12 protein-coding genes are annotated in these 13,392 nt (G+C 45.5%); 9 read left to right on the top strand and 3 right to left on the bottom strand.

Annotated features, from left to right (window positions below; translation table 11 throughout):
* Positions 1-11 precede the first annotated feature (11 nt).
* Positions 12-1,769 (top strand): PTS fructose transporter subunit IIBC, encoded by a 1,758-nt coding sequence (gene fruA, locus ACXAD4_RS10770; protein WP_475241270.1) that lies wholly within the window; start codon positions 12-14, stop codon positions 1,767-1,769.
* A gap of 257 nt (positions 1,770-2,026) precedes the next feature.
* Here the strand turns inward: fruA and ACXAD4_RS10765 are convergent, their stop codons facing one another.
* Positions 2,027-2,707, bottom strand: coding sequence for a hypothetical protein (locus ACXAD4_RS10765; protein ID WP_475241268.1), 681 nt, complete (start codon positions 2,705-2,707; stop codon positions 2,027-2,029).
* A 245-nt stretch (positions 2,708-2,952) separates the two neighbouring features.
* Positions 2,953-3,786 (bottom strand): posphoenolpyruvate synthetase regulatory kinase/phosphorylase PpsR, encoded by an 834-nt coding sequence (gene ppsR, locus ACXAD4_RS10760; protein WP_475241267.1) that lies wholly within the window; start codon positions 3,784-3,786, stop codon positions 2,953-2,955.
* Positions 3,787-4,499: 713 nt separating this feature from the next.
* On the opposite strand from ppsR, the gene ppsA reads away from it, so the two are divergent.
* The gene (ppsA, locus tag ACXAD4_RS10755) at positions 4,500-6,866 is read left to right on the top strand and encodes a phosphoenolpyruvate synthase (RefSeq protein WP_475241266.1); all 2,367 of its coding nucleotides are present in this window, start codon (positions 4,500-4,502) and stop codon (positions 6,864-6,866) included.
* A 66-nt stretch (positions 6,867-6,932) separates the two neighbouring features.
* On the opposite strand, the gene ACXAD4_RS10750 is transcribed toward ppsA, so the two are convergent.
* Positions 6,933-7,814, bottom strand: a complete 882-nt coding sequence (locus tag ACXAD4_RS10750; protein ID WP_475241264.1) for a hypothetical protein — start codon at positions 7,812-7,814, stop codon at positions 6,933-6,935.
* A gap of 552 nt (positions 7,815-8,366) precedes the next feature.
* Between ACXAD4_RS10750 and ACXAD4_RS10745 the strand changes: the two genes are divergently transcribed.
* Genes ACXAD4_RS10745 through atpG form a run of 7 tightly spaced genes read left to right on the top strand, consistent with a single transcriptional unit; the run spans position 8,367 to position 13,391 of the window.
* A complete protein-coding gene (locus tag ACXAD4_RS10745; protein ID WP_475241262.1) occupies positions 8,367-8,765 on the top strand; it encodes an ATP synthase subunit I in 399 nt (132 codons plus the stop codon).
* 1 nt (position 8,766) lies between these two features.
* Positions 8,767-9,537 (top strand): F0F1 ATP synthase subunit A, encoded by a 771-nt coding sequence (atpB, locus tag ACXAD4_RS10740; RefSeq protein WP_475241260.1) that lies wholly within the window; start codon positions 8,767-8,769, stop codon positions 9,535-9,537.
* 48 nt (positions 9,538-9,585) lie between these two features.
* Positions 9,586-9,822: a F0F1 ATP synthase subunit C gene (gene atpE / locus ACXAD4_RS10735; protein ID WP_004730405.1), complete on the top strand. Its 237-nt coding sequence runs from the start codon at positions 9,586-9,588 to the stop codon at positions 9,820-9,822.
* Positions 9,823-9,874: 52 nt separating this feature from the next.
* Entirely contained in the window at positions 9,875-10,345 is a 471-nt protein-coding gene (gene atpF, locus ACXAD4_RS10730) for a F0F1 ATP synthase subunit B (RefSeq protein WP_475241246.1), read from the top strand.
* 13 nt (positions 10,346-10,358) lie between these two features.
* The gene (locus tag ACXAD4_RS10725; protein ID WP_475241244.1) at positions 10,359-10,907 is read left to right on the top strand and encodes a F0F1 ATP synthase subunit delta; all 549 of its coding nucleotides are present in this window, start codon (positions 10,359-10,361) and stop codon (positions 10,905-10,907) included.
* A 13-nt stretch (positions 10,908-10,920) separates the two neighbouring features.
* Entirely contained in the window at positions 10,921-12,462 is a 1,542-nt protein-coding gene (atpA, locus tag ACXAD4_RS10720) for a F0F1 ATP synthase subunit alpha (protein WP_475241243.1), read from the top strand.
* 53 nt (positions 12,463-12,515) lie between these two features.
* Positions 12,516-13,391 (top strand): F0F1 ATP synthase subunit gamma, encoded by an 876-nt coding sequence (atpG, locus tag ACXAD4_RS10715; protein WP_475241242.1) that lies wholly within the window; start codon positions 12,516-12,518, stop codon positions 13,389-13,391.
* Position 13,392 lies beyond the last annotated feature (1 nt).

The raw sequence follows: 13,392 nt of genomic DNA, 5'->3' as shown, positions 1-13,392 counted from the left end.
AGGGTATTGAAATGAAAATTGCAGTAATAACAGCGTGCCCAAGTGGTATTGCAAATAGCATTATTGCCGCTGGCTTGATTGAAAAGGCAGCAGCAGAACTAAAGTGGACAGCAGCAGTAGAGTGCCAGTCATCAGTCGTGCCGGTGAAGGCGCTTAGCCAAACCGTGATTGACGAAGCTGATTGTATTGTTGTCGCCGCAAATACACCGGTAGATACAACCCGTTTCAAAGGCAAAAAACTATCCCAGACTGCCATCGAAGATGTACTGGCCGATCCGAAAGCCGCGCTTTCACAGGCAATTAGCCAAGCGACTGTACTAACCGAAGTGACATCTATTAGCGCAGCTGATGTTGCCACAGCAGACAGCAGTGATTCTGCTGCGAAGAAGATTGTAGCAATTACTGCTTGCCCAACCGGTGTTGCACACACCTTTATGGCTGCAGAAGCACTTGAAGAAGAAGGTAAGCGTCAGGGCCATCAAATCAAGGTTGAAACCCGTGGCTCTGTAGGCGCTAAGAACCAGCTGACCGCAGAAGAAATTGCTGCCGCCGATTTGGTGATTATCGCTGCTGACATTGAGGTTGATCTTTCTCGCTTTGCTGGCAAGAAGCTGTATAAAACCAGCACAGGTGCAGCACTGAAGAAAACAACTGAAGAGTTTGAGAAAGCTTTTGCGACAGCGACACCGTATCAGCACCAGGGCGGTTCACCGTCTGAAGGTGAAGCTAAGCAAGAGAAAGCGGGTGCCTATAAGCACTTGATGACAGGTGTATCGCACATGTTGCCACTAGTGGTTGCTGGTGGTCTATCAATTGCACTTTCATTTGTCTTCGGTATTACCGCATTCGAACAAGAGGGTACACTCGCTGCTGCATTGATGACTATCGGTGGTGGCTCAGCGTTTGCTTTGATGGTGCCAGTACTGGCCGGTTTCATTGCATTCTCGATTGCTGACCGTCCGGGCCTGGCCCCGGGTTTGATTGGCGGTATGTTGGCAAGTTCGACTGGCGCCGGTTTCCTTGGTGGTATCGTTGCCGGCTTCTTGGCTGGTTACAGCGCGAAGTTTGTGGCAGAGCACGTTAAACTGCCACAATCTATGGAAGCATTGAAGCCAATCTTGATCATTCCTTTGCTATCAAGCTTGGTGACTGGCCTTATCATGATTTACGTCGTCGGTGGTCCGGTATCAACTGCCATGACAAGCTTGACTGATTTCTTGAATAACATGGGCTCAGCAAACGCAGTACTACTAGGTATTATCCTTGGCTGCATGATGTGTTTTGACTTGGGCGGTCCAGTTAACAAAGCAGCATATACCTTTGGGGTTGGCCTGTTGGCATCTCAGACTTATGCACCAATGGCGGCAGTAATGGCTGCGGGTATGGTTCCAGCTCTCGGTATGGGTTTGGCGACTTTCCTAGCGAAGCGTAAGTTCAACGCCAGTGAAGCAGAAGCGGGTAAAGCATCTTTTGTACTGGGTCTATGCTTTATTTCTGAAGGTGCGATTCCGTTTGCAGCCCGAGATCCAATGCGTGTTATCCCAAGCTGTATGGCGGGTGGTGCACTAACTGGCGCACTATCTATGCTATTCGGCGCTAAGTTGATGGCTCCGCATGGTGGTTTGTTTGTACTGTTCATCCCGAATGCGATTTCACCAGTGTTGATGTACCTAGTTGCTATTGCCGCAGGTACAGTGGTAACCGGTGTGACCTATGCATTCTTGAAGAAATCTGACGAAGAACAAATGGCGGTTGCGGAAGCAAAATAAGCGTTAATTTTTGATTCACAAGATAAAGAAAGCCCCGGCATAAATGCCGGGGCTGATGCCACCGCTGCCTACGGTATTCTTTGCGTTTGCCCCAAAACCTTCAATAGGTTAACAGAGTTATCTTTCCATGAAATAAAATTTTTATTTAGTATCTCTGTTAAGACAGACGTATATTATGTAGGCATTCCCTGCGTGTTATAAAAAGCGCATTTTATATTTATTATTTACCCTGAATTTATTGTTTTAAATTTATTGTTTTATTTCTCTTCTGCTGCTAATAGCACATTTTCCCCATCAACTATCAATAAATAAGATTTACCGATTTCTAACTCACATATATCTATTTGGTTTGCACTTAAAATAAGTTCTTTGTTGCAATTATCTACAAGTAACTGGTTTGAAAAATTACCTTTAGATAAGTTCGTTACTGAGAAGGCGGTAGAATTAACTGTCACTGTAACGTCTTCAGTTGCAAACACTCTTAAACTGTACTTGTCTTCAACCGGAGAAGGTTCTTGATTTCCTGTAGACAAAGTTAGCTTACCTTCGTCGCTCCATGCGATAGCCCATAACTTTTCCTTGTTATTCAGTAGGATACCTTCTTCTAGAGTGCTAGTTGTTTGGTTGTTGGTTTCTATTGTGCCAATATCAAGTTCCATTGGTGTTGCAGTAGTCCAACTAACAGAATGATAGTAAGAACTAAAATTAAGCACTGATGAAACTTTATTGTTTTCGTCAAATAACGGGCTAGATCCACTCGACTCTTTAACAAAGAAGTCTGCAGCTGAACCAGAAATATTGACGAGATCTATACCAAGTGTTCTAACACTGACTTCATCCATGGAAATGGGCGATGTGTCAGGTTCGCTGGAAGAGCTTCCACCTCCGCACGCGAATAAAAATAATGTTGTTAATGTTGTAAGCGCAACCCTAATCATCTTGGAACCTCGTTATTATTTTTCTGAAGCTCACGATAAGCATATTTCAAGAATTGATAATTTTTTGATGAATAATAGGGAGAAAAATAAGAAATTAATAAGTGATTGAATAGTTGTACTTTTTTAGCTCTCAATATTGAGATTTTGCGGTAAGATAGTGATATTCATCCTCATTAACAATGGCGAGTAGCAAAAAACAGAATACTCGCCGATAAACGTTAAGTAAGACGATTACCTCAAAAGTGTTAGCACATCTTACGTTTTAGACCGCTGATGTCGAGTAGACGAGTAGCAATCTCTTCTACCGATAACCGACTGGTATTGAGATAGGGAATTGCCTCACGGCGGAACATTGACTCTACTTTGCTTAACTCACTCTCGCATTGTTCCATGCTGGCATAGTGACTATTGGCGTAACGTTCGTGGCGAATTTCAACCAATCGCTCGGTATCTATTGTCAGGCCATAGGTTTTGTATCGGTAGGGTTCGATTGCTTTTGGTAAACGTAGCTTACTCATATCTTCTGCGATGAACGGGTAGTTAACCGCTCGAATGCCAAATTGCATCGCAAGATAGAGACTGGTCGGGGTTTTACCACAGCGAGAGACACCTAGTAAGATGATGTCGGCTTGGTCAAGGTTATTGAGAGAAACACCGTCATCATGGGCTAGGGTATATTCTATTGCTGCAATGCGGTCTTGATAGCTATCGGCATCTTTGGCGATGCTGTGAGAGCGCTGTAGTTGCGGTTGCGGGGCCATTTGTAAATCTTCACTCAATGGGGTGACAAGCGCATTAAGCACATCGTAAAAGTGGGCCTTGCTCTGTTCGATGACCGCTTTTACCTCTGGTAGGACAATGGAGTAAAACACCAGAGGCTCAGCCCCTGTTTCTTCATAGGCTCTATCAATCTGTTGTTTAACACTGTTGGCACGCTCAATGCTTTCAACAAAAGGTAGGGTGGTTTGACGCGTCGTGATATCAAACTGACCAAGGACTGCGTGGCCAAGGGTCTCAGAGGTGATAGCTGTCCCGTCAGACACGAAGAACACGTCACGAAAATTGGTCTTGGATTGCATTAAAAGTTTAATCCTTGAAATTATTTTTAGCTAAAAGCATAAGTGCACTCAATATAATCATCTGATACACAAGTTTCCAGATTCGATGTCACACTTTGGAGCAATCTTGTTTTTGTCTTGATCACATCCCGTTTTAGAGGTTTTTACAACATTGAGCTTTGGATGTCATATCTGCCAAGATAACTCAATTGGATTTGAAAGTGTCGATAAATTCATCATTGATGATTTAACAGCCAATATAATGGTGGGTGATTTTTTAAGTTTATGATATTTAATGGTTTATAACGTGATTTAACTAGGTCTCTCTGATGCCCTACCAATGTTGAGCTAGATCAAAAACCTGATGCGCTTCAAATTTTTTTGATAACTTGCTAGATAATTTTTATGAGAGGTGGAAAACTGAATATAGCAATTCGGTGCTACAGGGTATGATTCAAGTGTTATGTATCTGCAGGCCGAATAAGAAAATGTCTATGTATGTGTGTATATCCAGCTGTATCGCATATAGATATACGTTTTCAAGTGATTGAAAATGAAAAAGATTTGACAGAATTTTAGCAATTAATTTTATAACAATAACCTACAGGGTAACGGAGGATGATTAGCGTTTTGCTCTGAAAATGTACATTTTTCGCTTTTTTTTGTGGCAAAAAGCAATCGTTTACCAATGGGTTACCTGCTTTAAACTGTTGAATCCAATAAGGAGAATTGCCGTGCAACAGAATGTTGTTTGGTACGATGCTTTATCAATGAACGATGTTGATAAAGTCGGTGGTAAGAATGCATCTCTAGGCGAGATGGTGGCGAACTTGGCTAATGCGGGCGTAAAAGTCCCAAACGGTTATGCGACAACATCCCATGCCTTCAATCAGTTCTTGGAAGCCAATTCGCTTAACGAGCGTATTTATAAGCTTCTGGATGAACTTGATGTCGAAGATGTACATGCCTTGCAGCACGCTGGCGAGACTATCCGTAATTGGGTTCTAGAAGCACCGCTTCCACAGGATCTGGAACAGGATATTCGCGAGTGTTACCTTGAGCTGGCTCAGGGTGATGAGATGCTGTCTGTGGCTGTTCGCTCATCGGCAACAGCAGAAGACCTACCTGATGCCTCATTTGCAGGCCAGCAAGAAACTTTCCTCAATGTACGTGGTATTGATGCGGTAATCGAAGCGGTTAAACACGTTTTTGCCTCGCTATTTAATGACCGTGCAATTTCGTACCGTGTCCACCAGGGCTTTGACCATAAAGGTGTTGCACTATCGGCGGGTATCCAGCGTATGGTCCGCTCCGACAAAGCCTCTTCCGGGGTCATGTTTACCCTAGATACAGAATCTGGCTTTGACCAGGTGGTATTTATCACATCATCTTGGGGGCTTGGTGAGATGGTTGTTCAGGGTGCGGTAAACCCTGATGAGTTCTATGTTCACAAGCCAACGCTTCAGGCGGGTAACCCTGCCGTAGTGCGCCGTACTATTGGCTCTAAACTATTGAAGATGGTTTACACCGAGGACACTTCACTGGGTAAGCAGGTTGAAATTCTTGATACCAGCAAAGAAGAGCAATCGCAATTCTCTCTAACAGACCAGGAAATCGAATCCCTTGCTAAGCAAGCGATGATCATCGAGAAGCACTATGGCCGACCAATGGATATCGAGTGGGCGAAAGACGGTATTACCGGTGAGCTACTGATTGTTCAAGCCCGCCCGGAAACCGTGCGTTCGCGCGATGATGCCAATGTGATGGAGCGTTTCCACCTTAACGGTACAGGTCATGCCCTTATAGAAGGTCGCGCGATCGGCCAGCGTATTGGTAGTGGTGAAGTTCGAGTCGTGTCCGATCTGTCTCAGATGGATCAGGTACAAACTGGCGATGTGCTGGTGGCTGACATGACTGACCCTGACTGGGAGCCGGTAATGAAGAAAGCGGCGGCGATTGTGACCAATCGTGGTGGCCGTACTTGCCACGCGGCAATCATTGCCCGTGAATTGGGGATCCCTGCGGTTGTTGGTTGTGGTAACGCGACAGATTTACTGCAAACCGGCCAGAAAGTAACGGTATCTTGTGCACAAGGTGAAACGGGTTACATTTACGAAGGTGAGCTGGACTTTGAAATTCGCCGCTCAGAAGTGGATGATCTGCCGGACTTACCGCTCAAAGTGATGATGAATGTTGGTAACCCGGACAGGGCATTTGACTTCGCTTGTATTCCTAACGAAGGGGTAGGTTTGGCAAGGTTGGAATTTATCATCAACAAGATGATCGGTATCCACCCTAAAGCCTTGCTCAACTACGACCAGCAATCGGATGAGCTCAAAGCTGAAATCGACCAGCGTATTGTCGGTTATCCTGATCCGGTTGAGTTCTACATCCAAAAACTGACCGAAGGGATTTCAACACTGGCTGCCGCGTTCTGGCCAAAACGCGTTATCGTGCGTATGTCTGATTTCAAGTCGAACGAGTACCGTAACTTGGTAGGTGGTGTGAACTTCGAGCCGACGGAAGAAAACCCGATGATCGGTTTCCGTGGTGCGTCTCGCTATATTTCAGAGCAGTTCCAAGATTGTTTTGCTCTTGAATGCGAAGCTATCAAGCGCGTTCGTGAAACCATGGGATTGAAGAACGTTGAAATCATGATCCCGTTTGTCCGTACTGTCAGCGAAGCAGCCTCGGTCATTGATCTGTTGGCGAAGTTCGATCTACGCCGTGGCGAGAATGGCCTTAAGGTTATTATGATGTGTGAGCTGCCTTCGAATGCCATTTTGGCCGATGACTTCCTCAAATATTTTGACGGGTTCTCTATTGGCTCAAACGATATGACCCAGCTGACGTTGGGCCTTGACCGCGACTCTGGTGAAATAGCCCACATGTTCGACGAGCGAAACGAAGCCGTCAAAGCAATGTTGGCAATGGCAATAACAGCGGCTAACAAAGCGGGTAAATACGTTGGGATCTGTGGCCAGGGGCCATCGGATCACGATGACTTAGCCCAGTGGTTGATGGAGCAGGGGATCGACTCGGTTTCCTTGAACCCTGACACCGTGGTCGAGACCTGGCTGCACTTGGGTGAGCAGTCATAACTTACAGGTTCAATTAATGAAAAAGCTCGCTATCTCAGCGAGCTTTTTTATTGGCCGGTTTTCAGACTACGTCGTTATTTGCATTAGACGAGAAGGAAGAGCTCGAAGGCACAAAGCGACTAATGGGTAATCCTTCAATGGCTTAAATGTTATCAATGACAATGGCTTCATTATGGGTGATTGACGGCTCTCTGACGCGCAATGGGGACAACCGTTACCCGCTAAATGGTTATAGGGGTGCTGTTCGAACACACCATGAATCGCACACGTGATTTTACCTTTGGTTCTGGCATTCACGTATTCGAAATGCTCGTAACTATAGCGTTGTCGATGCATCCGTAGTGCTTGAAGGACAAACTCATCCGTGGTTTTTTTTCGGTTATGTTTAGCACATACAGGGCATCCCGCACCGCGAAGGTGTGTATCTGGTCGCTGTTTAAAATCCCCATGTAAAGGGCAAGTGATTGTTGCCTTGGTTAGCGCACCTGCATAGACAAAATTATCGTATTGATATTTACCATGGTGAATAGAATTGGCACGCTGAACAAACTGCTCTTGAGTCACCGGACTAGACCGTGAACATTGTGGACAGCCCTTGCCTGCGAGATGAGAGTTTGGGCGCTGTTCAAATTCACCATGTATAGGGCATATAATGATGCCTTTTTCTAACGACCCACGGTATATGAACTTCTCGTAGTTGTATTTATCTTGATGAACAGTTTGCGCTTTTTCAACGAACTCTTCTTTTGTCCGCTTCTTTTTACCTGAACACTGTGGACACCCTCTGCCGGCTAGGTGGGCATCAGGTCGTTGTTCAAAGTCGCCATGTATAGGGCAGGTGATGAAGCTTTTGGTTTTAGCGTTTATATACACGAAATTTTCATAAGAGTATTTTCCATTATGAAAAGCCCGTGACTCGTCAACGAACATCGCTTTGGTCTTTCTCATATCTACATCTTCGTAACTATCTCTTGCCTGCGTTCTACGATTGCAAGGCAGGAATCTCTACTTTTCCAATCGGAAAGGTTTGATTTTATAGTAGTTATTGTAATTTTTATTTGGATATTTCTTGAATATTTATTCGCGAGTCATGTGCATACTCCTCCTATACGCCTTAATAATCAACCACCAAAAATGAAAATCAATGATTGCAAAATTTGTTGTTCTAATCATATTTACGTGAGCGCAAATTCTTCATCCTTTTTATTTGTAGAATTGAAATGAATATATGCCTTGATGGTTAAATATTAAATATCCTTCATAATACAACATCCGTTGTTCATTATTTAATATGTAAGCTGCTATAAACCTTTGGATGCTTAAAAATGGAATGTGTTTTATTTGTGGAAATAAGAAAATATTTAAAAAATAATAATTTTGGGGTGACATTCAAAAATAATGTGTTAAGTTAAAAAAACATTTTGGCGCTAAGGATTAAATTCTTTTGAATATATCGGGAGGTATTGGTACACATATTAATTAATGTAAGAGGATATATCTATGGAAGGTCACTCTCCGTGCTCTGATATTATTTCTGTAGTGAAATCTTTGTTCTTAGCACAATCTATAATTGGTACAATTGTTGTTTTGTATGAACTTGTATCGAGTGATTATCTGAGTGTTAAGTCAGCATTAACCGGTGTAGCTATTGCTGTTGTTCCCTCTTTATTAGGCTTGCTTGCTGTTGCATTTAAAGTTAAGCGGAATAATAGAAGTAACATCAACGAACTGGCATGGTTTAATGAAGTAATCAAATGGACGTACACAGCGTTACTGATGCTATTGGTTTCAAGGGTTATTGAAATCAATGAGGTAGTAATGCTTGTGGCTTACTCGCTGACTTATCTGGGAAGTTGTTTAACCCCTATGCTTAATAAACCTCAATTTAGGATGACGTAAGGTGGAAATAGTTACTACTGCTCATGAATATATTGAGCACCATCTGACATTCCTTACTGCAGGCGAAGGGTTCTGGAGTATTAATCTCGACTCCATGTTCATGGTCTGGGTGTTAGGTTTAACATTTATTGGTGTGTTTAGGTATGTTGCAACAAAAGGAACGAGTGGTGTTCCTGGTCGATTGCAATGTTTAATTGAAGTCACATTTGAATTTGTTAATAACCTAGTAAAGGAAATATTTAAAACAGAAGATAAATTGATAGGCCCTCTGTCATTGACCATATTTGTATGGGTTTTCTTAATGAATGCCATTGACTTATTACCTGTCGATTATGTGCCAATGTTTACACGTGTTTTAGGGTTGGAGCATTTCAGGGACCTACCGTCTGCTGATGTCAATGTTCCTATGTCTATGGCACTCGGTGTATTCATCCTTATTATTGTTTATACGCTGAAAAATAAAGGTTTAGTCGGTTTCATTAAAGAGTTAACGACGCAGCCTTTTACACATCCACTGTTGTATCCAGTGAACTTTATTTTGGAATTAGTCACACTCATTTCCAAACCAATTTCACTTGGCTTGCGACTGTTCGGAAATATGTATGCAGGTGAGATGATTTTTATTCTTATCGCATTGATGCCGTGGTGGATGCAATGGGCGCTGAGCGTGCCGTGGGCACTGTTCCACATCTTGATTGTGTTCTTGCAGGCTTTCATTTTCATGGTACTGACCATTGTTTACCTGGGAATGGCTGTAGAAGAGCACCATTAAATTTATTTTCTTAAGTTACGTTTTTCATAATCTAATTCGGAGTTTTTCATGGATATTGTTAGTGCGGTTCTTTACGTTGCGGGTGCACTGCTAATTGGTCTAGGTGCTGCTGGTGCGGCAAGCGGTATTGGTAACTTGGCGGGTAAATACCTTGAAGGTGTCGCGCGTCAACCTGATTTGACCCCAATGCTACGTACTCAGTTCTTCATCATGATGGGTCTGGTTGATGCGGTACCAATGATTGGTGTGGGTATCGGTCTTTACATCATCTTCGCGGTGGCATAAGTCATTCAACCACTCGATTAATTTACATTGGGTTACCAAAAGAGAGGATGGAATGAACTTAAATGCCACCATGCTGGGACAGGCACTGTCATTCGTGATTTTTGTCTGGCTTTGTATGAAATACGTCTGGCCTCCTTTGACGGCTTTGCTTGATGAGCGCCAGCGAGTTATCGCCGAAGGTTTATCTCACACCGAGTTTGCGGCGAAAGAACTGCAATTGGCCAAAGCCAATGGCGCAAAGTTACTGGAAGAAGCTAAGCAACAAGCGAGTGGCTTGGTTGACCAGGGTAACAAGCGTCGTGCACAGATCATCGACGAAGCCAAGCTAGAGGCTGAGCAAGAGAAGGCACGCATTATTGCCGAAGGGCAAACGGAATTGGAAAGTGAGCGTCACCGTATTCGCGAAGAATTACGTCAAGAAATGACGGCCTTGGTGATTGAAAGTGCTGAGAAGCTGATCAGCCGCCAGTTAGATACGGACGCCAACCGGGCTTTAGTCGATAAGATCATTACCGATCTGTAGCAAGGAGCCAAGAATGTCCGATCCACAAACCATTGCTTACCCATATGCAAAAGCGGCCTTTGACTATGCCCGTGATGCGTCCCAGCTAGAAGCTTGGGAAAAAATGCTGGTAGTGATGAAAGAAGTTGTTGAAGCACCGGCTGTAGCAAGCCAGATCGAAGCACTCGATATGCTCGGCCCGGATGCACACGAGGCATTTACCCTGTCATTTCTGGCTATTTGTGATGGCTTGATTGATGAACATGGGCAAAACCTGGTCAAGCTGATGGCCGAAAATGGCAGGCTGGAGGTACTTCCTCAGGTGACCGAGCTTTACCAGACGTTTAAAGCTGACTTTGAACGCACAGTGGAGGCTTGTGTCACTACGGCTCAACCATTGGATGAACAGCAAAAAGCTAGCTTGAGCCAAGCGTTGGAGCGGAAATTAAACCGCACTGTTGCCCTGACATGCCAGATTGATCCGTCACTGGTTGGGGGAATGAAAATCACCGCCGGAGAGTTGGTGATTGACGGCTCGCTGAAAAGCGCTATTCACAGACTAGCTAGCCGCCTAGAGGCGTAATTAGGTACTAGACATGCAATTGAACTCAAATGAAATCAGCGATCTTATCCGACAGCGGATCGCGACCTTTAACGTAGCCAGCCAGGCTCGTAATGAAGGCACAATTATCTCTGTTAGTGACGGCATTATTACCATTAATGGTCTTGCCGATGTGATGCAAGGGGAGATGATCGAACTGCCGGGTAACCGCTATGCATTGGCGTTGAACTTAGAGCGGCACTCGGTGGGTGCGGTAGTCATGGGCCCGTATGCTGACCTGGCTGAAGGTATGAAAGTGAAAGGCACAGGCCGCATTCTTGAAGTCCCTGTGGGTAAGGGCCTGCTGGGCCGAGTTGTGAATACCTTAGGTCAACCGGTAGACGGTAAAGGTGCCATTGAAAATGACGGCTTTGCGCCAGTAGAGATTATTGCCCCTGGGGTTATCGATCGTAAGTCTGTTGATCAACCGATTCAGACTGGCTACAAGGCGGTTGACTCGATGGTACCTATCGGCCGAGGTCAGCGCGAATTGATCATCGGGGACCGTCAAACCGGTAAAACAGCGATGGCCATTGATGCCATCATCAACCAGAAAGATTCTGGTATCTACTCTGTCTATGTCGCGATTGGCCAGAAGGCATCGACCATTGCCAATGTGGTTCGTAAGCTTGAAGAAAACGGTGCCCTACAAAATACCATCGTCGTTGTTGCCTCGGCTTCAGAAGCGGCGGCCCTGCAATACTTGGCTCCTTATGCCGGTTGTACCATGGGTGAATATTTCCGAGACCGTGGTGAGGACGCCTTAATTGTCTACGATGATTTGTCCAAGCAGGCCGTCGCCTACCGACAGATCTCCCTGCTACTCAAGCGTCCGCCGGGTCGAGAGGCGTTCCCTGGTGACGTCTTCTATCTTCACTCGCGTTTGCTAGAGCGTGCAGCTCGAGTTAATGAAGATTATGTTGCTCGCTTTACCGATGGTGAGGTGAAGGGCAAGAGTGGCTCGTTAACCGCATTGCCGATTATCGAAACCCAAGCGGGTGATGTGTCTGCATTTGTACCAACCAACGTGATTTCGATTACCGATGGCCAGATCTTCTTGCAGACTCACTTGTTCAATGCTGGTCTGCGTCCGGCGGTTGATCCGGGGATCTCGGTATCACGTGTAGGTGGCGCTGCCCAGACCAAGATCATCAAAAAGCTATCGGGCGGGATCCGTACGGCATTAGCGCAATACCGTGAGCTGGCGGCCTTTGCTCAGTTCTCATCTGATTTGGATGATGCAACTCGCAAACAGCTGGATCACGGTGAGAAAGTAACGGAGCTGATGAAGCAAAAGCAGTACTCTCCAATGTCTGTTGCCGAGCAAGCCATCGCGATTTTTGCCGCCGAGAAAGGTTATCTCAATGACGTCTCGCTAGCTCATATCGGTGAGTTCGAAGCTGAGCTGATGGCTTTTGCCAAGAGTACCCAACCTGATTTGCTGGCTTCGATCAATGCATCGGGCGACTACCATGATGAGATTGAAGCCAGCCTGCACCAACTGTTGAAGACCTTTATGGACACCCAGTCGTTTTAAGCGGCAGGGCAAGCCGCACAGCGGCATAGTAATGAGGTAGACAGGAGCGAAAAATGGCAAACGCAAAAGAGATTCGCACCAAGATCAGTAGTGTCCAGAACACCCAGAAGATCACCAGTGCGATGGAAATGGTTGCCGCGAGCAAAATGCGTAAGGTGCAAGACAACATGGCAGCAACGCGCCCCTACGCAGACAACATGCGTAAGGTGATTAGCCATGTTGTATCAGGCTCGCTGGAGTACCAGCATCCATATCTCGAAGAACGGGACGCAAAACGGGTTGCGTACATCATCATCTCCTCGGATCGGGGACTGTGTGGTGGTTTGAATAACAACCTGTTTAAGAAAGTGTTGGTAGAAATGCAGCAGTGGCGTGACAAAGGAGTCGGCGTGGATACAACGCTGATTGGCTCCAAAGCCATCTCTTTCTTCCATCGCTTCGGTAATGTAGTCGCTCAGGCCTCTGGCCTGGGTGACAAACCCAAACTGGAAGAAGTGCTTGGCCCTGTCACAGCCATGCTACAGCAGTATGATGAAGGCCAAATAGACCGCCTTTATTTGGTGTACAACGAGTTTGTGAACACCATGGTTCAAAAGCCGCAAGTGGTTCAACTGCTGCCACGGCCAGAACTGGCGCAGGCTGATGACAGTGAAAGCGAGAAGCTAAAAGGTCGCTGGGACTATATCTATGAACAAGATCCCAAGGCGCTATTGGATGAGTTAATGCTGCGTTACATCGAATCGCAGGTCTATCAGGGAACGGTAGAGAGCAGTGCGTGTGAGCAAGCTGCCCGGATGGTGGCAATGAAGGCGGCAACAGACAACGCCGGCACCCTGATTAACGATCTCCAACTGGTTTACAACAAAGCCCGACAGGCCGCAATCACTCAAGAGCTGAGTGAAATTGTGGCGGGTGCCCAGGCCGTGTAAT

The sequence above is a fragment of the Photobacterium sp. AWH4_225 genome (assembly GCF_056158405.1).
Note: the sequence above shows the minus strand (reverse complement) of the source record. Positions and strands in the feature narration are given on the sequence as shown.